Origin of the sequence: Fulvivirga ligni (genome assembly GCF_021389935.1) — a bacterium.
Classification (GTDB): Bacteria; Bacteroidota; Bacteroidia; order Cytophagales; family Cyclobacteriaceae; genus Fulvivirga; species Fulvivirga ligni.
Genome location: NZ_CP089979.1, coordinates 1,442,123 through 1,467,530 on the forward strand (window position 1 = coordinate 1,442,123; position 25,408 = coordinate 1,467,530).

The 25,408-nt window shown below is 38.2% G+C and carries 20 protein-coding genes and 1 tRNA gene; 14 read left to right on the plus strand and 7 right to left on the minus strand.

Annotated elements, in window-relative coordinates; genetic code table 11:
* Positions 1-263 precede the first annotated feature (263 nt).
* The gene (locus LVD16_RS06450) at positions 264-1,289 is read right to left on the minus strand and encodes an acyltransferase family protein (protein WP_233773101.1); all 1,026 of its coding nucleotides are present in this window, start codon (positions 1,287-1,289) and stop codon (positions 264-266) included.
* Positions 1,290-1,578: 289 nt separating this feature from the next.
* On the opposite strand from LVD16_RS06450, the gene LVD16_RS06455 reads away from it, so the two are divergent.
* The 7 genes from LVD16_RS06455 to LVD16_RS06485 all read left to right on the plus strand — a co-directional run bounded on the left by LVD16_RS06455 (position 1,579) and on the right by LVD16_RS06485 (position 11,143).
* Positions 1,579-2,847, plus strand: a complete 1,269-nt coding sequence (locus tag LVD16_RS06455; protein ID WP_233773102.1) for a replication-associated recombination protein A — start codon at positions 1,579-1,581, stop codon at positions 2,845-2,847.
* Between the two features lie 260 nt (positions 2,848-3,107).
* Complete coding sequence (locus tag LVD16_RS06460; RefSeq protein WP_233773103.1) at positions 3,108-6,008, plus strand: TonB-dependent receptor; 2,901 nt, start codon at positions 3,108-3,110, stop codon at positions 6,006-6,008.
* A gap of 12 nt (positions 6,009-6,020) precedes the next feature.
* Complete coding sequence (locus tag LVD16_RS06465) at positions 6,021-6,524, plus strand: hypothetical protein (RefSeq protein WP_233773104.1); 504 nt, start codon at positions 6,021-6,023, stop codon at positions 6,522-6,524.
* Between the two features lie 34 nt (positions 6,525-6,558).
* Positions 6,559-7,746, plus strand: a complete 1,188-nt coding sequence (locus LVD16_RS06470) for a pyridoxal phosphate-dependent aminotransferase (RefSeq protein WP_233773105.1) — start codon at positions 6,559-6,561, stop codon at positions 7,744-7,746.
* Positions 7,747-7,810: 64 nt separating this feature from the next.
* Positions 7,811-8,953 carry an AEC family transporter gene (locus tag LVD16_RS06475; RefSeq protein WP_233773106.1) on the plus strand — a complete coding sequence of 381 codons (1,143 nt, stop codon included), beginning with the start codon at positions 7,811-7,813 and terminating at the stop codon, positions 8,951-8,953.
* A gap of 89 nt (positions 8,954-9,042) precedes the next feature.
* On the plus strand, positions 9,043-9,549 hold the full coding sequence (locus LVD16_RS06480) for a hypothetical protein (protein WP_233773107.1): 507 nt from the start codon (positions 9,043-9,045) through the stop codon (positions 9,547-9,549).
* Positions 9,497-11,143: a hypothetical protein gene (locus LVD16_RS06485; protein WP_233773108.1), complete on the plus strand. Its 1,647-nt coding sequence runs from the start codon at positions 9,497-9,499 to the stop codon at positions 11,141-11,143. The genes LVD16_RS06480 and LVD16_RS06485 overlap by 53 nt, the downstream gene beginning before the upstream one ends.
* Before the next feature lie 70 nt (positions 11,144-11,213).
* Here LVD16_RS06485 and LVD16_RS06490 read toward each other — a convergent pair whose 3' ends face one another.
* The 3 genes from LVD16_RS06490 to LVD16_RS06500 form a co-directional block, all read right to left on the minus strand.
* A complete protein-coding gene (locus LVD16_RS06490; RefSeq protein ID WP_233773109.1) occupies positions 11,214-13,754 on the minus strand; it encodes an ATP-dependent Clp protease ATP-binding subunit in 2,541 nt (846 codons plus the stop codon).
* 100 nt (positions 13,755-13,854) lie between these two features.
* Positions 13,855-14,493 carry a WbqC family protein gene (locus tag LVD16_RS06495; protein WP_233773110.1) on the minus strand — a complete coding sequence of 213 codons (639 nt, stop codon included), beginning with the start codon at positions 14,491-14,493 and terminating at the stop codon, positions 13,855-13,857.
* Positions 14,490-15,119 carry an L-threonylcarbamoyladenylate synthase gene (locus LVD16_RS06500; protein WP_233773111.1) on the minus strand — a complete coding sequence of 210 codons (630 nt, stop codon included), beginning with the start codon at positions 15,117-15,119 and terminating at the stop codon, positions 14,490-14,492. The genes LVD16_RS06495 and LVD16_RS06500 overlap by 4 nt, the downstream gene beginning before the upstream one ends.
* 91 nt (positions 15,120-15,210) lie before the next feature.
* Between LVD16_RS06500 and LVD16_RS06505 the strand changes: the two genes are divergently transcribed.
* The 7 genes from LVD16_RS06505 (at position 15,211) to LVD16_RS06535 (ending at position 21,216) form a co-directional block, all read left to right on the plus strand.
* Positions 15,211-16,578 (plus strand): aminopeptidase P family protein, encoded by a 1,368-nt coding sequence (locus LVD16_RS06505; RefSeq protein ID WP_233773112.1) that lies wholly within the window; start codon positions 15,211-15,213, stop codon positions 16,576-16,578.
* Between the two features lie 227 nt (positions 16,579-16,805).
* Positions 16,806-17,009, plus strand: a complete 204-nt coding sequence (locus LVD16_RS06510; RefSeq protein ID WP_233773113.1) for a hypothetical protein — start codon at positions 16,806-16,808, stop codon at positions 17,007-17,009.
* 42 nt (positions 17,010-17,051) lie between these two features.
* The gene (locus LVD16_RS06515) at positions 17,052-18,452 is read left to right on the plus strand and encodes a tetratricopeptide repeat protein (RefSeq protein WP_233773114.1); all 1,401 of its coding nucleotides are present in this window, start codon (positions 17,052-17,054) and stop codon (positions 18,450-18,452) included.
* A 148-nt stretch (positions 18,453-18,600) separates the two neighbouring features.
* Positions 18,601-19,653, plus strand: a complete 1,053-nt coding sequence (gene mltG, locus LVD16_RS06520; protein ID WP_233773115.1) for an endolytic transglycosylase MltG — start codon at positions 18,601-18,603, stop codon at positions 19,651-19,653.
* On the plus strand, positions 19,653-20,063 hold the full coding sequence (locus LVD16_RS06525; RefSeq protein WP_233773116.1) for an acyl-CoA thioesterase: 411 nt from the start codon (positions 19,653-19,655) through the stop codon (positions 20,061-20,063). The genes mltG and LVD16_RS06525 overlap by 1 nt, the downstream gene beginning before the upstream one ends.
* Positions 20,060-21,037 (plus strand): YihY/virulence factor BrkB family protein, encoded by a 978-nt coding sequence (locus LVD16_RS06530; protein WP_233773117.1) that lies wholly within the window; start codon positions 20,060-20,062, stop codon positions 21,035-21,037. Before LVD16_RS06525 ends, LVD16_RS06530 begins: the two co-directional genes overlap by 4 nt.
* Positions 21,038-21,131: 94 nt before the next feature.
* A tRNA-Ser gene (locus LVD16_RS06535) sits at positions 21,132-21,216 on the plus strand.
* Between the two features lie 75 nt (positions 21,217-21,291).
* On the opposite strand, the gene LVD16_RS06540 is transcribed toward LVD16_RS06535, so the two are convergent.
* From LVD16_RS06540 to LVD16_RS06550, 3 genes are all read right to left on the minus strand, one after another.
* Positions 21,292-21,687, minus strand: coding sequence for a tellurite resistance TerB family protein (locus tag LVD16_RS06540; RefSeq protein ID WP_233773118.1), 396 nt, complete (start codon positions 21,685-21,687; stop codon positions 21,292-21,294).
* 175 nt (positions 21,688-21,862) lie between these two features.
* Entirely contained in the window at positions 21,863-23,788 is a 1,926-nt protein-coding gene (locus LVD16_RS06545) for an AAA domain-containing protein (RefSeq protein ID WP_233773119.1), read from the minus strand.
* Between the two features lie 36 nt (positions 23,789-23,824).
* Positions 23,825-25,381 (minus strand): hypothetical protein, encoded by a 1,557-nt coding sequence (locus tag LVD16_RS06550; RefSeq protein ID WP_233773120.1) that lies wholly within the window; start codon positions 25,379-25,381, stop codon positions 23,825-23,827.
* Between the last annotated feature and the right edge of the window lie 27 nt (positions 25,382-25,408).

The following is a 25,408-nucleotide window of genomic DNA, read 5'->3' on the forward strand; positions in this document are numbered from 1 at the left end:
ACTTTGGAGGTTTCATCTAGGTAGCGATTTACCACCCATACGTCGTATATTACCCATATTGCACATATGAGGCCAACTAAATACAATATTCCGCTCATCGGCTTTCAAGTTTTGGTTAGGTTAGTTTCTGCGATAATTATTCCTAACAATACTAACGAAATTAAGTTGAAACTTATTTGTTAGTAAATGTTAATAAAGGTTTCTGTCAGTTAATATAAGCATAAAATTATTAGAAATAACTAAAGATAGATTGGTTGCTATTTTTAGCATCCTATCAAGTATTTACTTTTATCTTTAGCTATGTATCTGATAATCTGAATGATAATAATTGTTAAAATCACTACGAGTATGTAATTAAGAAACCACATTATTGGATTTGTGGGTTTTTCGTAAGTAAAAAACATTACAAAAATTTTTCTTAAAACAATGATCACGTAGTAGTGCACGAAGTAAATTCCAAAGCTGATCTTGGCTAGAAAATCCAGGAACTGCGGCATTTTACCTTCATAGCGCTTTAGTAAATGCACACATACAAAACACAGTACTATTTTTTGGAAGAAGATGACCTCGGTAACGTAGGGTATTTCAAAACAAGTGATGACCAGTAGTGCTCCACCTACCAGGTAAACCAAAGGCCATATTTTGTCCATTAGGTCCGCAATTTCATCTTTATATCTGCTATAGAACATGCCCAACAAATACACTGAAAAGAAGTGGACAAACATTCTAAATGTATCATTAATCTGGGTAATATCATCTCTGGAGTAGAAAGCTGATATGATCATAAAAACGGGTAGCAGCCAGTATATCCATTTTGTTTTATCTAGATAAACCAATAGAGGAGATATGGCAAAGAAAAGAATAATCATAGGTATGAACCAGAAGGGCAAAAGATGGCTTCCGGTAAGATACATATAAGCTACTTTGTGAAATATGCCCCAACTGGCATATTCAGGGTGATTTTCAATAATATAAGCGGGTGTGTCTTTTAAGCGAAGTAAAATAGCTGGTATGGAAATGAGAATATAAGGAATAACAATACCCTTAATTTTCCGCCTCCAGTAGGTTTTTACATCATATTTAAAAGCCAGGTGCTGAAATAAAAACCCAGAAACAAATACGAAGAAAATGGTGGAATTGAGAAATATCGCACTCATTATCCTGTAAAAGGTGTTATCCATATCTTCCATGAGTATATGGCTGGAGACAATGAGCAAAATAGCAATGCCACGAAAATCGTGTATATAAGAGAGAAAAAGAGCTTTTTTCTCTATAGAAGGGGTTCTCATAAAAGCCTAACTTAAAACGAACTTTAAATTAACGGAATACTTCTGTAAATCAAACACAACCTTCTTCCTAAGCTGTATTTTTTTGTTATAGCAAAGCATATTCTTCTTTTTAAGGCTTGATAAATGGGATTATACAGGGGCGTAAATGAAGTTGAGTTAACAGAACATAGTTTACTGTTGATGACTTGCTCCGTTTTTACAACAAAAAACAAACAAACGCCCTTAAATTAAGTTCATTATTTTAGCCAACTTTGAGTTACTAAGTTAGTACCAGATAGACCCAGAATATATGTTTGATTTTAATCTACCGCTACCTGAAAGAATGAGACCCGTTACGCTTGATGATCTTATAGGTCAGGAGCATTTAGTGGGACAGGGCGGTATTTTAAGAAAAACGATCAAGTCTGGTGTCATTCCTTCTATGATCCTTTGGGGCCCTCCAGGAGTAGGTAAAACCACTATCGCTAATATTATCGCCAATGAAATTAAGTCTCCCTTTTACACATTAAGTGCCGTAAGCTCAGGAGTAAAGGATGTACGAGAAGTCATTGAAAAGGCAAAACGTCAGTCTAAGGCTATTTTATTTATAGATGAGATTCACAGGTTTAATAAATCACAGCAGGATGCCTTATTGGGCGCAGTAGAAAAAGGTACGATCACTTTAATAGGTGCCACCACAGAAAACCCTTCATTTGAAGTAAACTCCGCTTTGCTCAGCAGAAGTCAGGTGTATACTTTAAGATCGCTTAATGAAGATGATTTACTGAAGCTTATTCAGCATGCTTTGTATAAAGATGAAAAGCTCAAGAAGAAAAAGGTTGAGTTAAAGGAACATAAAGCCCTGCTGAATATTTCTGGTGGTGACGCCCGAAAGCTACTGAATCTTCTGGAGTTGGTGGTAGATTCTATCCCTGGTGAAGAAATAGAAATCACAGACCAACAGGTGATGGATATAGCCCAGCAAAGAGTGGCTATTTATGATAAAAGTGGAGAGCAGCATTATGATATTATTTCAGCTTTTATAAAATCTCTGAGAGGTAGTGATCCCAACGCTGCGGTTTATTACCTGGCCAGAATGATAGAGGGAGGCGAGGATGTGAAATTCATTGCCCGCAGGCTTTTAATTATGGCATCTGAAGATATCGGAAACGCGAACCCTACAGCGCTTGTTATCGCCAACAATGCGTTTCAGGCAGTGAATGTAATTGGCTATCCGGAAGCTGAAATTATACTTTCTCAATGTGCTACCTACCTGGCTTGTTCACCTAAAAGTAACGCCAGTTATATGGCTATAAAACGAGCAAAGTCCTTGGTTAGAGAAACAGGAGATCTGGCAGTGCCAATGCCCATTAGAAATGCGCCAACCAAGCTAATGAAAGACTCAGGATATGGTAAAGGCTACAAGTATGCCCATGACTTTCCGAATAACTTTGCCAGCATGGAATTCTTGCCAGATGAGATAAAGAATACTGTTCTATACAATCCAGGTCAAAATGCTCGGGAAGAGGAGCTAAGAAAGAGACTTAGAGCTCTGTGGAAGGAAAAATATGGATATTAATCGGCTGGAAGGCCTTTTTCAAGATTAATGAAGCGCAAACGTTTTCATTATTACTCTCTTGTAATATAATAATAGTTAAAAAGCATAAGATTTTCAAGGTTTAAAATTTAGTCAAAATATAATTCTGATATTTTGATATAAACGGAATAATATTATTAATTAATTACACTTAACAATATATTATTCTTAACCTAAACCTGAAACCTATGTTAAAACCCGTACTTACATTAAGTGCCCTAATATTATTTTGCTGTAATATAATGGCACAAGAATCTGTCACTGTTTCTGGAAAAGTGGTTTCCGGAGCTGACGACAAGCCTATCCCAGGTGTCAATATCATCCTTGAAGGTACCGCCGATGGTACGCTCACCGGCATGGATGGTTCCTATTCTATTGAAGTGCCTTCTGATGGCAAACTGATATTCTCTTTTATCGGATATAATACTCAGGAGATCAGTGTAAAAGGCCAAACTAAAATTAATATTACCATGACGGAAGCAGTCTCTCAGCTATCTGAAGTAGTTGTGGTAGGTTCCAGGTCTCAAGGAAGGACTAAGCTTGAGACTCCAGCTCCGGTAGATATCATTAGCATTGATGAATTAAGTACCAATATGCCTCAAATGGGGCTGGCTGAAATGTTGGTGGCTACGGCGCCATCCTTTAGTGCGGTGAGGTCTCAGGGGTCGGACCTTTCTTCACATGTAGATCCACCAACATTAAGAGGTTTAGCACCCAACCAAATGCTGGTGCTAGTAAATGGAAAGAGAAGGCATACGTCCGCACTTCTTAATGCGTCTCAAACTGGTAGTATGGCTAACGCTGTAGATATGAGCTTTATACCGGCTGCGTCCATTGAAAGGGTGGAAATTTTAAGAGACGGTGCGGCAGCGCAGTATGGCTCAGATGCTATCGCTGGTGTAATGAACGTGGTTTTGAAAAAGGGAACAGGTAAATTATCTGGAAGCTTCACCGCCGGAGGTTATCCTAACATGGCTCCAGACTTTAGTGGTACAGACCTCACGCCTGAAGAACTGGCTCTTTCCAGAGAAACGGAGCCGGATGGTTTCAGTTATCAGTTTCAGGCCAGCTATGGTTTTCAGTTTAACAATGACGGATATCTAAACATTACAGGAACAATCCGGCAGGACAAACGGACGATCAGACCTACAGTTCTGTCATTGGAAAGGGCCCCACTATACGATCAAACTTACCTAAACAACGAAAGAACTGATATCAACGGAGTGCCAATTATCACTAATCCGGAGTTAATTCACGCGCTGGCTGCTGGTAATTCTGCCTTGGCTGATGAGTTGAGAACCGTGGAAGGACTAATGGGTGCCAGAGGTATAGAGCAGCTAGATGTGGCTACTTATGCTGGTCAGCCGGCAATTAATCTTGGGTCCATGGCCTATAATTTTGGGTTGCCCATAGGTGAGAACCTGGAGTTTTATTCTTTCGGGGATATCGGATTTAAATATGTAGAGGGTTTCAGCTGCTTTTACCGCAGAGCCGCCCAGTTAGATAGGTCCAATTATGATCTTTATCCTAATGGTTTTAGACCACAGATGTACTCAAACCAGGTAAATGTTTATTTGTCAAATGGTGTCACTGGTAAATTAGGTGATTTTAATTTTGATGTGAGTAATACGTTTGGAAGTAATTCCATGAACATCGGAATGTTCAATACTTATAACGCCAGCTTGGGCTCCAACTCACCGGTAGATATGGATTTGGGTAAGCATTCTTTCTATCAAAATACTACCAATATTGATCTGAGTAGGTACACTGATGATGTGCTCCAGGGGTTCAATATTGCCGGTGGTGTTGAAATGCGAATAGAGAATTATCAGATTCAGGCAGGTCAGGAGGAAAGCTGGACAGCAGGTAGTTTTGGCATTAAAACAGCCAGTGAAAATGATCAACAGCTCATCGGCCCTGATGGTTTCCCTATTGAAGATTTGGGCGGTAATCCACTTGTTGATGGTTCAGGAAATCCTGTTACTTTACCTTATGCAGGTTACAGCAAGACTATTGTTAAAAATTACGCTTTAAACTGTCAGTGTTTTAGAGGTTTTGGACCTGAAAATGAAGGGAACGAATTTAGAAGTGTAATTGCCGCATACCTTGATTTAGAGTTGGACCTCACTCCTCAATGGATGATAGGAACTGCAGCCCGTGCTGAGAATTATTCTGATTTTGGAAGTGTGATCACCGGAAAGATAGCGTCACGTTATTCTATCACTGATAACTTTGCTTTAAGAGGTTCGTATAGTACCGGTTTTAGAGCTCCCTCTCTGCAGGAACTCAACTACTCTCATACCTATACTTTTTTCGTGAACCTTGTCCCATATGATGGTACAGTTTATCCAAATAACAGCACAGCTGCCAGGGTATTAGGTATTGAGCCCCTGCAGGAAGAAAGGTCCACTAATATCAGCTTTGGTTTTGCCGCCAAACTGTTTGATAAAATAGAGCTTACAGTGGATGCTTATAAGATTGATATAGAGGATAGGATTTTCCAGACTAGCGATTTCTCAACTACCGAAGCGCCCATTCTAGAGCCCGTAATAGGTGCAGGTTTAGGTAGTTTTAGAATAAATGGTGGAAATGTAAGCACAAAAGGACTGGAAATAGTTGCGAACTATCAGACAAACGTCGGTCCCGGTGTTTTAGGATTAACACTATCAGGTACCTTCAGAGAAAATAAGTTTGAAGGAGCCAGTGTGCCCGACTTAAATGTGGTAATTTCTGATGAAGAACTCATAGAAATGTACGTAGACCGCGAATCTGTAGGGCAGTTTGAAACAGGTACGCCAAGCACCAATCTTGTTGGTTCTGCTACTTATGGCATTGGGAAATTTTCATTCCTAATAAGAGGTCACTATTTCGGAGAAGTGATAACCCGAGATGGTCAAATGCGAACACTTTTAAATGGTGAAACGGGTTATGCTGATCAAACATTCTCACCTGAGACTACAGTTGATTTTGGAGCTACATACCAAATATTACCTCAGCTAAGTCTTACCGTAGGCGGTAATAACATCTTTAATAGCTATCCGGATATCTTAAGGTATGAAAAAAGAACCTTTTATATCTATTCTAACTATCAGCAAGGCTCTGCAGGGGCGTATTATTTTGGCAGGTTAAGTTTCAACTTCTAAAATCATCATATCATGAAAATAAATTCACTTACTCTTATTATATTTACTGTAGCTACTACAATTGTTTTCTCTTCATGCGAACATGAAAGGCTTGAGCCTGTCACGACTACCGCAGATGGTGGAGGTACAATTTCTTCTTTCCTTGCCTATAACATTGATAGTGTGGGCGGGCAGAGTACTAACATCTACGGCAGAGTAGTTTTTTATAAAGACAACGCGAATAACACGCTGGTTCAGTTGGCATTGTATAATACTATGTCGGGTTCGGAATACCCGGTAAGCATTGTATCAGGTGCTAAAGGATCTGAAACAGAAGAGATATTATCCCTCTATGATATAAAAGGTGACACTGGTGAGTTTGGTGAATCCAAATTCTACGTTATCGGAGACCCCGATTACTTCAGTAGTATCTCAGCAATGGACGCTCACATTAACGTCTACTTATCTGAAGATAAAAATACTATTGCGGCATCTGGTGATTTCGGTGTAAATAATGACCCGGTAGAGTCTGAATAACTTTTGTTTTTATTTCTTAACTAAAAAGCATACCATGAATTCCATCAACCGTAGAACTTGGCTTCGTAGTAGTATATTAACTGTAGGCGGCGCTGCTGTATTGCCTCACCTGGCCTGGGGAGAAACAGCAAAAGCTCCCATTACTTTAGATAACTTTGGACGAGCCTCTTATAGTCCATTCTTCAAAGAATATATCCCTCGCCAGCTGGAGGAGGTAGCATTAAAAGCAAAGTTAAATGCTAATGAAAACCCTTATGGACCATCACCTAAAGCTATAGAGGCTTTCAGAGATATGGCCACCAAAGGTAATAGGTATGCCTGGAAGGAATTGTTTGATCTTATCGACAAAATTGCAGCTAAGGAAGGTGTTTCCTCCAAGCACATCATCATGGGGCCTGGATCCTCAGATTTGCTTGAAAAAGTAGGCATGGTGTTCTTCTTTGAGAAAGGAGGAAACGTAGTTTCGGCAGATCCTTCCTATATGTCATTGATGAAAGTGGCTGAAGCAACAGGTGCCGAATGGAAGCCTGTGCCTCTGAAGGATGACTGGTCGCATGATCTGGAAGCGATGGAAAAAGCTATAGATAGCAATACTAAATTGGTGTATATCTGTAATCCTAATAATCCCACCGGGACCTTAACTGATGCTCAGGAGTTATATGATTTTTGTTCTCGAGTTTCTGAAAAAGTGCCTGTATTTGTAGATGAAGCTTATCTCGAGTTTATGCCGGAGAAGGATCAGAAAAGTATGGTTTCTCTGGTGAGTAAAGGTAAGGACGTCATTGTAGCTAGAACCTTTTCTAAAATTCATGGTATGGCCGGAATTAGAGTAGGTTATGTTGTAGGGCAGCCTGAAACTTTGAATAGAATCAATAAAATCACCCGTGGAGGTATGGGGATAACTCTACCTTCAGTATATGCAGCCAAAGCAAGTATGGATGATGTTGAGTTTCAGACCAAAACAAGGAAACTTAATAACGAGGCAAAGGAATATGTTTATGCCAGCCTGAAAAAGCAGGGGTTTGAATACGTGCCATCATACACTAATTTCATGATATTTCCTTTGGCTATGGATGGTCAGGCCTATTTAGATAAAATGTACGCCCAAGGAGTAGGAGTAAGATCATTTGAGATTTTAGGTAAATCCTGGTGTCGTGTAAGTATGGGCACTATGGATGAAATGAAGCTCTTCACAGAAGCTCTGCAGCAAGTAGCCGGATAATTCTTCTTATAGCACCGGCCTATTGAGTCGGTGCTTCTTTTTCTTACTTTTTACTTTATTTTGAATGGGATTAGCTTTACAGAAAACTATCACTCTTGTCCTTTTTATTGGAATCGGCTTTGCCTTAAAAGCTAAGTTTGGTAACAAGGATCAGGTAAATGGAATTAAAAATATCATACTTACTATTGCCTTGCCTGCTACCATATTTGTGGCTCTAATGGGGGTGAAAATCGAACTGTCATTGCTATTCCTTCCAGTTTTGGCATTAGCTTTTAATTTTATCATGTTTCTGCTAACACCATTGATTCTCAAGGCTTTTCAGATATCAAAAGATTCCTCATTTGGGAGAACACTCATAATGTTATTGCCTTCTTTGGCTCCCGGTTTATCATGTTTTCCATTTATCCTGGAATACCTGGGTGAAGAATCTCTGGCCAATGCCGCCCTGGCCGATGTGGGGAATAAGCTTTTCGTACTTATTGTGCTTTATATTGTGGCTATGAACTGGTATTATAAAAGGAATACCGAGGATCATTCCAGTTCAAAAGGTAAGATCAAAAGTCTTCTCCTCTCTTTATTGAAGGAGCCCATAAATATGGTGATGATCTTAGCTATAGTTTTACTGAGCTTTAATCTTCATCTTGAAAATTTACCGGTCTTTCTTTCAGATGCCTTTATTAGAATGGGAGCTTTAATGACACCTTTAGTGCTCATGTTCATAGGTCTCGCCGTCAAGGTTAAAAAAGATGGAGTAGCTGTAGTGCTATCCGTTTTATGTTGTAGGGCAGGTGTTTCGTTATTATTAAGCGCAGGTTTAATTGCCGCCCTTGGTTTAGGAGGTAATGCGGCACTATTGGCTATTGTTTTTCCTCTAAGTTCTTGCAGCTTTTGGCCATTCGCTCACATGTCAGCCTTTTCTGCCAGAGAGGAGATCAAGCACGTCTCTGATAGCGAGAAAACCTTTGATTCGGAGCTCGCAGTGCTTGTCTTAGCTTGCTCACTGCCGTTTAGCACCATATTAATTTTAACTGTTCTGTCATCTGGTGTAGTCTTCACCCATATGCACTTTCTTATAATTTCAGCGGTAGGATTATTAGCACTAGGAATTATTCCACAGCTGATCAAAAAAATCTTTTTTTCAGGCAGTCAGGAGGATTCCAGTAAGGAGGAAAAATTAGAGCATAGAATGGTGGAGCATGCTGAGTGAACCCGCCAAATTTATAATATTAAAGGGATAGTTCATTTTTACCTTAGTGTATTATAGTTTAATTTGCACTACATCGTTTAAATGTATGTATGCAAAAACCAGCGTTAATTTTTGAGAGTTCGCCATGGTTCCTTTTGTTGTGTGTGTTAGCAGGTTTTGTATATGCATATTTGCTATATCAGAAAAAAGGTCCCTGGTCAGTCAATGCCAAGAGATTATTATTTGCTCTCAGGTTGATAGTGGTGTCTGTTCTTGCAGCATTGCTTGTCTCCCCAATACTGAAGCAGATTACAAATAATATTGAAGAACCTACCATTGTGGTAGCCATCGATGATTCCCATTCCATAGCTGAAGTAAGTGATAGCGTATCTCTAGATCGAATAAAAAGCAGCATTTTCGAAGAGGCTGACCAGCTTAAGGAAGATTTCAATATTGAATATCGCAGCCTTTCGGGCGAAACGTCTGACGAGCCGCTCTCATCACTGTCATTTCAAGCCCAGAGTACAGATTTGAATAAGTTTTTAGGTCAGATTAGGAATGACTATGAGGGTAGAAATTCTTGGTGGAGTAATGCTGATTTCGGATGGTATTTATAATCAGGGAATCTCCCCTACATTCTCAGATTATAACTTTCAGATTTATACCATTGGCGTGGGTGACACAGTGCCTAAATCCGATATTTCTATATCTACGCTTCAATACAATAAGATATCTTATCAAGGAAATCAATTCCCGCTTGTAGTTCAAATAGACCAAAAGAATTTTGATAATCGGGAGGTTAATGTTTCGGTGGAGAGAAACGGCAAGCTTTTAAAGCAGGAGAGGATCACTTTAGGAAGAACAGGTGAGCCCAGAGACGTTGAATTTTTGATAGATGCTGAAAATAGTGGTTATCAACAATATGAGGTGAAAGTAACTGAGCTCGAAGGTGAGTTTAACTCTAATAATAATATAAAACAGGCTTATGTAGAAGTGATTGAAGGAAGGGAGCAGATTGCTTTAATTGCTTCAGCGCCTCACCCAGATATAAAAGCCATTAAGGCGGCCATTGAAACTAACGTTAACTATTCCATTGATGAATATATACTTAGTAATTCTAAGCAGGTGCAGGCCTTGAATGCAAGTACTAAGAAATATGATTTGGTGATATTCCACCAGCTGCCTGATAATAAGGGGCTAGTTAATGCTTTTCAGGAAAATGCAATTAAATCAGGTAGCTCAATACTCTCCATATATGGCAGCAACTCCAATGTCAGCCGATTTAATAGCAGTAATGGTGTGCTATCTATTGATGTCATTCCAAATGAATTTGATCAGGTAACGGCCTCCTTTAACCAGGGTTTTACAAGTTTTCAATTGTCTGATGAGTTGCAACAGGCCTTTAGGACCTGGCCTCCTATTACAGTGCCTTTCGGCAAAATTAGACCTGAGCAAGGCACAGAAAGTTTGCTATATCAGCAGGTAGGAAATATAGTTACCTCCAAACCACTTATAGCCGTTCAGGTAAGTGCATCCTCCAAAAGAGGTCTTATTTTGGGAGACGGTATATGGAAATGGCGAATGTTTGATTATGCTAACAATGAAAATAATGAGTTATTCAATGAGCTAGTTACCAAGCTTGTACAGTACTTGTCTTCCAAAGAGGATAAAAGGAAGTTTAAAGTTTACCCGGTTAAAAACGAATTTCTTACAAATGAAAAAGTGATTTTCGATGCTGAGGTATACAATGAACTCTTCGAAAGAGTATATGGCAACAAGATTGACTTAAAGCTTACTAATGAAGAAGGGCAGACTTTTAGTTATTCATATGTTACCAATCCTCAGAATACCAAATATTCTATAAGCGGACTGAAGGAAGGCATTTACAATTACATTGGATCTACCACAATAGAGGGGACCCGCAGAGAGGTGAAAGGTGAGTTTTTTGTGAGAGAATTGCAGCTTGAAGATATCAATCTCACTGCAGATTTTAATTTACTTAGAAAGCTCTCTGATAAATCTCAGGGTAGATTTTACACCATGTCAAATATTAATTCGATAAGAGGTGATCTTAGCAAAAAAGATATGCCAGGCATTATTCACAGTAGAGAGAAATATTTGCCTTTCATTCAGTTGAAATGGCTTTTCTTTCTTTTATTGGGACTTTTATCAGCAGAATGGTTCATTAGAAAATACAGCGGATCTTATTAGATTCTGATTCTGGACATAAAAAAAGCCACTTAATTTTAAGTGGCCTTTTGTGTTTATTTAGAATTGAATTCTATTCCTCTTTACCTTCTTTTTTTGAAGATTTAGCTTTCTTAGATTTCAATTGTAATTCATCTGATTTACCATCATGATCTGCCATAATGATTGATCCCTCTTCAAGTTCACCTCTCAGTATTTCCTCAGCTACCGGATCTTCCAGGTATTTCTGAATGGCTCTGTTAAGAGGTCTTGCTCCATATTGTGGATCATAACCTTTATCAGATAAGAAGTCTTTAGCCGCTGTGGTTAATTCTACTTCATATCCAAGAGCATTAATTCTCTGGAATAATTTACCAAGAGTGATATCGATGATCTTATGAATATCTTCTCTTTCAAGAGAATTAAATACAATCACATCATCTAATCTATTCAAGAACTCAGGGCTAAATGCCTTCTTCAAAGCATTTTGGATGGTGGTCTTCATCATCTCATCGTTACTCTGACGAGAAGATGGTGCAAAACCGATTCCAGCTCCGAAATCTTTAAGATCTCTAACTCCGATGTTCGAAGTCATAATGATGATCGTGTTTCTGAAGTCTACCCTTCTTCCAAGACCATCAGTTAATATTCCATCGTCAAGGACCTGAAGCAACAGGTTAAATACATCAGGGTGAGCTTTTTCAATCTCATCCAAAAGTACTACACTGTAAGGTTTTCTTCTAACTTTCTCAGTTAACTGACCTCCTTCTTCATACCCAACATATCCCGGAGGCGCTCCTACTAGTCTTGATACAGAGAATTTCTCCATGTACTCACTCATATCAATTCGTACAAGGCTATCCTCTTTATCGAATAGATAAGTAGAAAGCATTTTTGCTAATTCAGTTTTACCTACACCGGTAGGGCCTAAGAATATGAATGAACCAATTGGCTTCTTCGGATCCTTTAATCCTACACGAGTTCTTTGAATGGCTTTTGTAAGCTTCTTAATAGCTTCATCCTGACCAATTACCTTTCCACTTAGCTCAGTGTTCATACTTAAAAGCTTATTACTTTCTTTCTGAGCTATTCGCTTAGTAGGTATTCCGGTCATCATGGCTATTACATCTGCCACATTGTCCTCGTCTACGGTATATCGCTTGCTCTTAGTTTCATCTTCCCATTTAGCTTTCGCCTGGTCTAATTGCTCTAAAAGCTTCTTCTCTTTATCTCTAAGTTGAGCAGCCTCTTCGTATTTCTGGCTTTTCACAACTTTGTTTTTCTCTTCTTTGATGTCCTCAATGGCAGCTTCAAGCTTCACTATCTCATCTGGTACATGAATGTTATTTATATGTACCCTTGCGCCCGCTTCATCTAAAACATCAATAGCCTTATCTGGTAAATATCTATCACTGATGTATCTATCAGATAGCTTCACACAAGCCTCAATGGCCTCAGGAGTATAATCTACATGATGGTGATCCTCATATTTCTCCTTAATGTTATCCAATATCTGAATTGTTTCTTCAGGAGTAGTGGCATCTACCATTACCATTTGAAAACGTCTCGCTAAAGCACCATCTTTTTCAATGTACTGGCGGTACTCATCAAGCGTGGTAGCACCTATACATTGGATCTCGCCCCTGGCTAACGCAGGTTTAAACATGTTAGAGGCATCTAACGAACCAGAAGCACCACCCGCACCTACTATGGTGTGAAGCTCATCTATAAATAGAATTACTTCAGGAGATTTCTCTAATTCATTCATAACCGCTTTCATACGCTCTTCAAACTGGCCACGATACTTAGTGCCAGCAACTAAAGAAGCTAGATCGAGGGTTACTACTCGCTTACCGAAAAGCACTCTAGATACCTTTTTCTGAACGATTCTCAATGCAAGACCTTCAGCGATAGCTGTTTTACCTACACCAGGCTCACCTATCAAAATAGGATTGTTTTTCTTTCTTCTACTGAGAATCTGAGCTACACGCTCAATTTCCTTTTCACGGCCCACGATAGGGTCCATTTTATTTTCCTCAGCTAATTTGGTCAGATCTCTTCCGAAATTGTCTAATACAGGAGTTCTTGACTTCTCAGTGCCTTTTTTCTCTTTTCCTGCACCAGATCCGGAGCTGCTGCCAAATATTTTAGACGAATCTTCATCAGGATCATCAGTGTCTGATGATGCCATCGGATTTTCTGTTTGATATTCTAATAATTCTTTCACCACATCATAGTTTACGTCAAACTTTTCCAAAATTTGGGTTGCAATGTTATCATCGTCCCTAAGGATAGATAATAGCAAATGCTCCGTGCCAATGAGTTGGCTTTTGAAAATTTTTGCTTCCAGGTATGTGATTTTAAGAACCTTTTCTGATTGACGAGTGAGAGGAATGTTCGCAAGATTCTTAACATCGTGAGACGCAGTTCCTTTAGAAACTTTCTCTACCGCTGTCCTTAATTCTTCTAGCGAGATTCCAAGCTTTTTTAACAGACCTACAGCCACGCCTTCTCCTTCTCTTATCATTCCAAGTAGAAGATGTTCGGTACCTATATAGTCATGCCCAAGCCTCAACGCCTCTTCCCTGCTTAGGGAGATAACTTCTTTAACTCTATTCGAAAATTTTGCTTCCATATTTGAGCAATTCTAGTGACTACTGTAAATGTATAATAACTTGAATATAAATACCACGATACTTGTGATAATTATTCCTTGTAAAAACGTAATTTAATTCCTAAATGTTCACTTTTCCTTTCGTAGAAAGGTTGATCACATTTCTAGAATTTGGACCTTCACAAAATAGTAGATCAATTACACTAAGATTTTCTACAAAACTCAAGCCAAATACCTGAGTGTAGCTTTGGGGTGTATACAGATTATGGTCTGTATGTGGTTTTTTAGGATGAATGGCTGATCTGAAATCTACTATATCTGCTTCGGTGCTTTTAATATACGAATTAGTTAACGTAATAGGTTTATCAATATGCAGAAATTTAAAACATAACTGCAACAGTTGCATGTTGAGATCTAGTAAGAATTTTTCCTTTTTTTGGAAAATAAATTCAAAATGGTCAAAATAATATTCGAAAAATGGAGCTTTTCCATAAGCTGAGCGGATGGTTCGAAGGTGGTTCAGCAACCACTTTTGAGTGTAATCAATTTGGATATCCTTGACTTTTATCTTTTTTCTGCCTCCGATAACGGGTACAATAAGTCTCTCCACCTTGTTAGAAGATAAAATATGACAGCGATTTCTATAGCTCTGCTTTTCGAAATATTCTTCTTGCTCTATGATAATTTCATCATATTGATTTAGACAGCAAAAATATTCGAGAGAGGGTAGATACTGAATGTCTAGCAATACACTACTCATAGGTAATCATTTATGTCGCCGAGGCCCTCTCTGATTACCTCAAAATCGCTCTGAGTGCAGTCAACCACAGTAGAAGGGATGTTGCCTCCAAAACCTCCGTCTATGATAATGTCGACCTCGTGCTTAAACTCTTCATATATAACTTCTGGGTCAGTAGTATATTCTAATATCTCATCATCGTCTTTTATGGATGTGGTGATAATAGGGTTGTTGAGCTGCTGTACAATATTTCTTGGGATATTATTATCAGGAATTCTTATACCGACCGTCTTTTTATTGGTGTTTAGAATCTTTGGAACGTTGCTGTTTGATTCTAAAATGAAAGTAAACGGACCGGGTAAAGCTTTTTTAAGCATTTTAAAAGTCGGTGTATCTAATCTTTTAACATAATTTGAAATATCACTCAAATCATAACATATAAAAGATAAGTTAAGATTTTTGGGTTTTATACCTTTAATCTTGCACACTCTCTCTACGGCTTTTCTGTGGAAAAGGTCACATCCTATTCCGTATATGGTGTCAGTTGGGTAAATAACTATACCTCCATCTCTTAGCACATTTACAATATGCTCTATTTTTTCTCTTTCGGGGTTTTCCGGATAGAGCTTAACAAATTCTGCGGGCATAGAACAAAATTAAAAAAATAAATCTAATGGATGGATATCTGGGAGGATTATGGTTTATTTGAGTATTTAGGAATTAAACAGATTAAATTTAATGGCAGCTTTTTCGAAAGAGACCTATGTAAATAGGAGAGAGGTATTAAAAAAGAATATTAATTCAGGGATTTTGCTACTGATGGGAAACAATGAAAGTAGCATGAACTTTAAAGATAACTGGTATCCATTCAGGCAGGATAGTACTTTCCTTTATTATATAGGTGTTGATCTACCAGAATTAATGGTGATGATTGATTTGGATTCTGGTGAAGAAGTGTTGTTTGGTGACGATTTAAGTATCGATCATATAGTTTGGACCGGTCCTCAACCTACAATAAGTGAATTAGCTTCGGGTGTTGGAATTTCTAAAAGTTCTCCTTTAAATAAGGTAAGTGAGTTTTTGGCACAGGCTAAAGGAAGGCAAATTCATATTCTTCCTCCTTATAGACCTGAAAATAAATCGAAGTTAGTAGAGCTTCTAGGTAAAGTTGAGCCTTCTGTAGAATTTATAAAGGCTGTTGTAAAACAACGATCGATAAAAACAGCAGAAGAGGTAGCTGAAATAGATAAAGCTGTGAGCCTGAGTGCTAAAATGCATTTGGAAATCATAAAAAATGCAAGGCCTGGCATGAAGGAGCATGACCTTGTGGGGATGATCCAGGGAATAGCCGTTGGAGATGGAGGAAATTTATCTTACCCGGCTATTTTAACGATAAATGGGCAGATTCTTCACAATCATTATTATGGTAATACCATCAAAGAAGGTGATATGGTATTGTGTGATGCTGGCGCTGAAGTTTCAAGTCATTATGCGGGTGATTTAACACGGACCTTTCCTGTAGGTAAATCTTTCTCTCCATTACAGAAAGACATGTATCAGATTGTTTTAGATGCTCAATATGCCGCAATAGAAATGTTGAAGGCGGGGGTGAAATTCAAAGATGTACATCTACGTGCCTGTAAAATCCTTTCTCAAGGACTTAAGGATATGGGCTTAATGAAAGGAGATCTTGATGGTGCTATAGAACAAGGTGCGCACGCCATGTTCTTCCAGTGTGGACTGGGGCATATGATGGGATTAGACGTGCACGATATGGAAGATCTGGGAGAGCAATATGTTGGGTATGATGAGCCTAAGAGTACTCAGTTCGGTTTGAAATCCTTAAGACTAGGTAAAGAATTGGAGGCCGGTTTTATTGTAACTATTGAACCTGGTGTTTATATTATACCTGAGTTGATAGACTTGTGGGGTAAGGATAATAAGTATGCAGAGTTTTTAGATTACGATAAATTAAATGAGTATCGTGATTTTGGAGGTATACGAATTGAAGATAACTTCTTGATTACTCAGGATGGTAGTCAGTTATTAGGCGATCCATTAGTGAAAGAAATTTCAGAAATTGAAGCAATTAGGTCGTCAAATTAGAAAATTAGATGATTTCAGTATGTAAGAAATAAGATGATTGCTTCATAAAATAGCACCTTTTTTAGGTGTTTTTCGAGGGTCGTTTTACTGAAAATGTGTTAAAGATGAAATTAGGCTAATTGTGGGGTGAGTTAAGGCGTTGGTTACCTAAGTAATGTTGATACGATTAATGATTGAATATGTATTGAAAATATCATTAAACTTGAAAACACTTAAATTTTACAATTATGAAACCTAAGCATTTTATTCTTTGTATGGCAATTCTTGCAGGTGGATTTTGTTTTACGTCTTGTGCAGACGAGTCAGAAAACATAACACCTAATAAACTACAAGAAGAAGAAACTACTACTAGTTCGACTTCGAATGCTGTTGATGATTCTGATTCCGGGACTGTTGGGGCCGGTGGTCAGGGAAGCGACGGTATGGATTAATCCACCTTGTTAAATTAATGCAACCCTAAACCCCAATATTTTATGAAGAAAATTTGCCTTTACATATCAATTGTTGTCTTTATGTCATTTCTGTCGTGTGAATCGGAGCAGGAGCCTAATGTGGTTCTACCAGAGAACACAACTGAATTAGAGGCTTTGTTGGATCAAGATTTGAGTGTCGCTTCAAAAATATTGGTTAATAACAGGTTGTATAAAATTAATCGAGTTGATAATCCGGAGTTAGCCTTGGGTTATCTTGAGGATGAAAGACTGTTAGCTGAATCTATCGAAGATTATGATGTAGCTGGAAAAGCGCTCTTTAATCAGGGTTTGATACATCTTAACAAAGGTGATTACATCAAATCGCTAGATAAGTATTTACAGGCAGTTAATTATTTCGAAACTCTTAAGGATAATTACAAGATTGCGACCACATTCAATGAGATTGGTCTTGTATTAATGCAATCTGGGAACTATGAGTATGCTATTCACTTTTTAGATGAGGCAAGAGGTCATTTGGATCCTGCAAACAATCTGTTAAGACAACGCTTGGTTTATAACCTGGCGGTATGCTATTACTCAAAGAATACGCCTGATTATATTAAATCGGAATCTTTATTTGATGAAGCTCTAGATAATATAAAATCACTTGAAGAAGGTCAGGACTATCAAAGACATGCGATCTATAACGAATTGGGTGCAATTAAATATAGTGAGCAAAAATATAACGAAGCTATTTCATATTATCTAAAATCCCTTGAGTTTGCAGAAGGCGAACCTGAGAACTTAGCTAGAGGTTATGCTAACATAGGAGAAGCATATATTAGCCTTAACGAATATGGAAAATCTAAAGAATGGATGGACAAGTCCTTGGCTTTAGAATCTAATCTTGATGATAAGCAGGTTGTGGTAAGTATATATAATATCATGGCTAAAAACTTTTTAAGTCAAGGTAAGTATAAGGAAGGTGATGAATATCTTGAGCAGGCCATGGCTATCGCTAATAAGGAGATTATTAATGCTCCGCTTCAGGAAACGTTAGAGTTAACTAGAGAAACTTATAAGAGTTTAAGGCAATCGTCATCAGCAGTGATGGTTTCTAAATACGAGCATGTTATGGAAATAGATGCCAAACAAGATGCTCTAAAAAGGGAATTTGCTGATAATACTAATTATAAAGCATTGCAAACTGCTTTGAGTCTTTCCATTGATCTTAACAATGAGATTAAGGCCAAACAAGCTGAAGTAGAGCAAAGAGAATTAGTAAGTAATATAGCCTTAGTTCTAGGAGTACTTCTGATTATAGGTGCTTTCTTAATTTATACCTACATGAATAACTACCGTAAGGAAAAGAAAAGCAAGGATAAGCTTGAAGATGTTTTTGTTAAGGTAGGAGATATTTTAGAGGGTATTCCTGGAGTATCTTCTTCAGGTACTGCATAAAAACGCTAAATAAAATAAGTAAAAAGAGCAACCAGATTTTCTGGTTGCTCTTTTTCTTTTATTGGATGTGTAAGCTTAATTCCATTACATTCTAGAGCTAAATTGGATATATTTGCCCAGGAAAAATGGTTGTTAGAGAAATTCAGTAATGAAAAAGAAAAAATTAACGGTAATCTTCATCTTGGTTTTTACCATTCTGCTTACATCATTCACCTTCTACGGTTATCAGATGATGTTTACACCAAATGTACTGGTTGGTAAGACGGATAAGATACTTTATATAGAGCCTGGAGAAAGTTTTAAAGATTTGCAGGATAAGCTGCATAAGCAAAAATATGTGAATGACTTGATGTCTTTTAGTTTTATAGCTAAGATACTGAAGTACGATAAGTCCATGAAGCCAGGCAGATTTTTGCTGAAGGCTGATATGAATAACATGGAGGCTGTGAGATTACTCAGATCTGGTAAGCAGGCTCCCGTTAATCTTACTTTCAATAATATTCGCTTAAAATCCGAATTAAGCGAAAAGTTAACCGCCAGACTGGCAATTAGCCCTGAAGAATTTGTAAGAGCACTTGATAGCTTTATTGAGTCTAATAAACTTGGGTTCAATGAAAATAATATTATCAGTATGTTTATTCCTAATACCTATCAAGTGTATTATGATATATCAGCAGAAGGATTAGTTGAGAGAATGCTGTATGAGTATAATCAGTTTTGGACTGATGCAAGAAAAGCAAAAGCAAAGGAAATAGGGCTAAATCAGCAGGAGGTATCTACTCTGGCTTCTATAGTTCAGGCAGAAAGCGTTAAAGCGGATGAGAGTAAAAGGATAGCTGGTTTATATATGAATAGACTTAAAAGAGGAATCGCTCTTCAGGCTGATCCTACCTTGGTGTTTGCTAGCGGCGATTTTGCTTTGAAGAGAGTGCTGAACGAACATAAAGAAATTGACTCTCCTTATAACACCTATATGTATCCTGGGTTGCCCCCTGGCCCGATAAATATGCCTACAATTAGGTCTATAGATGCAGTGCTTAATTATGAGCATAACGATTATATCTATATGTGCGCAAAAGAGGACTTTTCTGGATATCATAATTTTGCTTCAAATTATGCTCAACACATGGTTAATGCTAGGAAGTATCAGAGGCAGCTTTCAATTGAACAGCGAAAGGCCAGACAAAATCAGGTTCAATAATGTTTGACTATAGTACTAAGGTAAGGGTAAGGTATGCAGAGACCGATCAGATGGGCTATGTCTACTATGGAAATTATGCCAGCTATTATGAAGTAGGCCGTGTGGAATGTTTGCGTAGCTTGGGCTTGAGTTATAAAGCGTTGGAAGATCAAGGCATTATGATGCCCGTGCTTGAATGCCATACAAAATATCTTGCACCTGGAAAGTATGATGAATTGCTCACAGTAAAAACGGTAATCAAAGAAATGCCGTCAGTTCGAATTACTTTTAACTATGAGATTTATAATGAGGCTGAAAAACTAATTAATCAGGGAGAAACGACGCTGGTTTTTGTTAATATGGAAACAGGCAGACCTTGTAGAGTTCCTGAGAGCATGGAGAAATTGTTGAGCCCATTTTTCGATAAATGAAGAAAAGAATCACCCGTTTAATAGTTAGGTCGAATACCTATAAGGCACTCATTGAACTTTTAAAAAGCATTAAGTTTAAAAGATATGATGGATTGAGCTTGTACGAGGTGATTCTGGTGTTTATTGAAAAAATAAGTAAAGATGAAGTAATTGAAAGGGCCAATGGAGTAGCTTTCAATTTTACCTTGGCAGTTTTTCCGGGAATAATATTTCTATTCACCCTAACACCATATATCCATGAGGTGGTTCCCGGCGTAAGTAAAGCTAATATCATGCAGTTTATTGGAGATGTTATTCCTCCTAATATGTATGAGACAGTATATACCACTGTGGAGGATATTGTAGGTAAAACAAGGGGAGGACTTTTGACCTTTGGTGTGCTCTTTTCTTTGTACCTGGCAACGAATGGTATGATGTCGCTCATGAAGGCTTTTAATTCCTGTTATAAGACCATTGACAAGCGGGGTTATTTTAAAATGCGGCTTGTCGCGACGGCACTCACCTTAATGTTGGCCATTGTTCTCATTTTGGCTAGTGTGTTACTAGTTATTGGTAACTTCATTATTGATATAGTGAATAACATTGAGTGGTTGAATATAGAGAACTTCATGATCTATATATTCTTCTTGCTTCGATTCATTGTGCTGTTTATAGTGTTCTTTTTGGCCATATCGTTCATGTATTACTTTGGTCCATCGGTGCATTACAATTGGCGCTTTTTTAGCGTGGGATCTTTCATTGCTACTTTTCTTTGCATGGCAGTGACCTACGGCTTTTCATTCTATGTGTCCAATTTTGCTACTTATAATAAGCTATATGGATCGCTCGGGGTCCTTATAGCCTTGATGATATGGCAAGAGCTTCTTTCGGTGGTTCTATTAGTGGGATATGAGGTGAACGCCAGTATTCATCATGCCTACAGAATTACAGGTATTGACAATGCCAGAATGAGCCACCATGCGAGTGAGGAATAAAAAAATCGATAAAAAATTCTTTAAGAGTTTGCGTTAAAAAAATATTCAATTACATTTGCAATCCTGTTGGGGAAATGATCCTCACAATCGACCTAGAGGAGTGGCAGAGTGGTCGAATGCACCGGTCTTGAAAACCGGCGTGCCGCAAGGTACCGGGGGTTCGAATCCCTCCTCCTCTGCATAAAAAAAGGCTTTCAAACATTTGTTTGAAAGCCTTTTTGCGTTTAGGGGAAATGCCTTTTTAAAAGGCATTTCTAACTTTTCTTTCCAAAGGCTATTCGCTTTTTATAAGTATCATAAATGAGATCATGAATTACTCGTGGTAGTAGATCCAGATTAAGAGCTATTTTCTTGCAGATCTCTATTTCATTCTTGTCTATATCGCCATCGATCATCATTACAGCTACAAGATCTTCCAGTTGCTGTATCTTTTCTTCGTATTTTTTTGGAGGCGTGAATTTAATGTCGTCAGGGTTGTTTTTGATGTTTTGGATTTCATCAGTTTCCATTCCTAAATTCTGAGCAATATTCATTAAAAAATCCCACTCCTCTTTATCTAGATGGCCATCAGCCATAGCCACTGCAATTAAATTTTTTATATGGCTCTTTCTCTTTTCAGATTCAGACCCGAATATGTTGAATAAACTCATGAGAATTAATGTTTTAAGTTATTGTTAAATACAGTGCTATGCCTAAAGGTAAATGGTAAATAGACCTTTTTGTAACCGCTCATATAACAATTAACACAGATTATCTCAGAAAAGCTTCTGTATGCAATGAATAATGTAAGAAGTGTAAGCTTTTCAGCTTTAATGCCCCGATGCCTTACTCCAGATAAATGAATTCAAAAGCGCTTCTATAAGCGCCAATTTCATTAACATAATCAAGAAATGCTGAGTAGAATTCGTTCTGGCCAATAGTAGAGCTGTCTCCTATCACCACCAATTTTTTTCGGGCTCTGGTCATGGCTACATTCATTCTCCTGGCATTAGAGAGGAAGCCGATTTCTCCTTTTTCATTGGATCTGGTGAGGGTGATGTAGATGATGTCTCTCTCTTGGCCCTGAAAACTATCAATGGTGTTGATGTCAGTTCGGGCTTTGATCTGTTCTGGCAGGTGCTTATTTTCTACAAAATGTTCCACCAAGGCGGCGGTTTGTGCTTTGTAGGGGGCAATAATGCCAATGTCTTGAATGTTATCTAGCTTGCCGATTGCCTGAACTTGCTCAATATATTGGTTAAGGTGAAGGGAAAGTAGATTGACTTCATCAGTGTTGAATGTGCTACGGCTCTCTGGGTCTACCTGTTCGAAATATCCACAACCAGCTGTATCTATAAACTCTACCGCACCATCATCTTCAAACACGGTCCAGCCGGCCACTTTAGAGTTGGCAGTGAGCTTGTCTTTGTAGAAGAATCTGCTGGAGAAACTCATGATGTCAGTATGCATTCTATATTGCTCCTGTAGCATGACATCAGCAGAATTATTTTTGATAGCTCTTTCAAATAGTGTTATTTCTAAGCCCTCTTTTGCTGCAGTGAAAGATTTAATGGTAGGGGGTAGTTGATGATGATCACCCGCAAATATTACTCTTTGAGATTTTATTATTGGAGTCCATGAGGCTGGTTCCAGGGCTTGGGCTGCTTCATCAATGAATACCGTTTTGAAGCTGATACCTTTAATGGCATTATTGCTTGCTCCCACCAGTGTGCAGGCGATGACCTGAGCTTTGTTCAATATATCATTAGTAATATAAAAACTGAGCTGCTCCGCTTCATCTTTAAAGCTTCTGGCCTCATCTAGTAGTAGTTTGCGTTGCCGCCTCTCTGCTTGGCCAAAGTGTCTTTTATACTTTCTGCCTAGTGCTCGGTATTCTTCAGCCTTTTGCTTTAGATTTTTAAGTTCTTTATAATCTGAATGATGAGCTATTTTGGCATCTAAAGTCTTGCTTAAAATGTCTTCAGTTACTCTTGCCGGATGCCCAAGCCTAAGTACGTTAACACCTCTTGCGCTTAATTTTTCTACTAGAAGATCAACAGCTGCATTACTAGGTGCGCAAACTAACGTCTGTTGCTCTTTACCAACAGTCTGTAAAATAGCCTCAATGATGGTGGTAGTTTTACCTGTTCCCGGAGGTCCGTGTATGATGGCTACATCTTCCGCTTTGTTAATTAAATTTACGGCTGCTTGTTGAGAATCATTTAAGCCTTGAGTTGCAGTATCCGGACTGGTTTTAAAAGATGCGGGTGTTTCTGATAATAGAATGGATGCTAACTCCACTATACGCCCGGTATCTACTTTCTGTAAAGTTTTAAGGGTCTTGTCCATCTCCCTGTAAGAGCTTTCATCAAAAAGTAGTTGTACACCTAAGCTGCCACCTTTTAACCAATCAGGTGCGAAGTCATGGTTTAGGGTGATGAGCATTTCATGTTTATTTACATAATTGACCACCCCATTAATGGCCTCTTCTTGCTCGTTATTATTGCCTGCCGTGGAGAAAACACTAACTAGCTTCCCAGATTGAAAGAGATGAGAGTCAGTGTGTTTGCTTGACCTGGAAACCCTTACTACCAACCTTTCACCGGCGTCAAAGCTGGTTTTTTCTAATTGTACCGGAAACCAACATACACCCTGCTTACGCCTTTCTGTAAGCGAGGTGCTGGTCATTTTTATTTTATATTGATAAAGATCCTCTTCTTTTTCTTTCTTTAATAAAGATTGGAGTTGGGCGAAGTGCTCTTTTATTTTCAATAATATGGTCTTTTAATGATTGATTTCCAGTGTTAATTATTCCTCGAAACCTTCATTGTTAAAGTCAGGGAATTGCTTTTTCAGGTTTTTATCCGTCGATTTAGTAGGGTTTTCCCAGCTGGCATCTAGCTCTAAAAGAATCATCTTTTTGTTATTGAGCTGAGCCTTAAGTTTATCAACATCAGAATAGAAGTTTTTATCTCTTCTCTGAGATTTTAAGGCATATTTTCTGGCATATTGATCTCCTTCGGCTTGAAGTGCATTTCTAATATCTATATTGAGTTTTAGTCTCTCAAGAATATCATCTTTAGATTTACCCAATACTTCGGTAGCCTCTAATGTACCTAATGTAAGTACGGCCGTTCCGCCTACTCCTGTAACATAATCTTTTTCTTTGTTTTCAAGGAATACAGGGCTTACACCAGTTACAGCACCTAAAGATGCGTTGATAATTGATCTATTTTTCTTGCCTTTTTTAGCTCTCTTTAATTGTTTATTCAAGGCCTTCTGGTTGGCGTCTAGCTGATCAATCATGTCCATGGTTTGCACCAGCATGTTTCTGTATTTGTTATATAACCTCTGATCTTTCTGTTCCAGATTCTCAGTGTCTTGAATTTCTATTTTTAAACTTTTCTCCGCTCTCTTATTGCTTTCATCAAGAACATAAAATACCACTTCTACCGTGGTAGTTCTTTCTTCCTCACCTACAAATTCATAACCAGGAGTCCAGGTAAATTCCCACTGAGTGGCGGTGTTTCTGATAAGACCACTTTTTGGTACCCGAAGGTCATTGGAAACGAACGCCACATCTCTTATGTTATCATCTCCATTAGGGTCTGACACGTAAAAGTTAAGGTTAATTACCTCATCTTCTTTCATTTGTATTAGAGTGTCATTAGGAACCATTAATATTTCAGGAGGTAAATCCAGCTGGGTAGGGGATATCAGTATTGTACCCATTGTCTCTGATTTTTCAGGTTGATCTTGCACTATAAAGTGAACTTCAAGTGGCTTTTGTCTAATATTTCTGAATTGATTTCGTGATGGCTTCCAGCTAAAAATCCCTAATTCTGACAAGGAAGCGCCCTCAGGCATCTCAGATAAGATAGATTTGAAAACTATAGGATCTTCATCAGGGTCGTTAATCTGGTTTAGCTGCTTAAGGTTGAACTCATTTTGTGCATACTGCTTCACATAAAATATAGGCAGCTCCCCGATTGATGGAGGCCTGTTTTTATGTGAAATAGTGAAAGGAACCTCTTTTCTGATCTTATTCCCGGTGCTATTGATTGCTTCGAAAATAACACTGAAGTCTTCTTTTTCTTTTACTCTGTCTACAAGATCATAAGATGGTACCCAATGAAAATTTCCAACGGAATCGAAATCAATGCTTAATCCTCTGTCACCATATAGGGAGAATTTATAATCATGACTGGCTTCGCCAGTTATTTTTACTGTGAAATTGAGTGTGTCGCCTTCATTTAAAGTATTCCATTCATAATCCTGAGGGAAAACGAAATTTTGACTGTTTGCTTGAGTGCTAAAAAAGAGAGCCGCAAAAAATAATAAGACAACGTGTTTGGCTTGCATCATGAAATTCATTTGGGTGCAAATTTATAA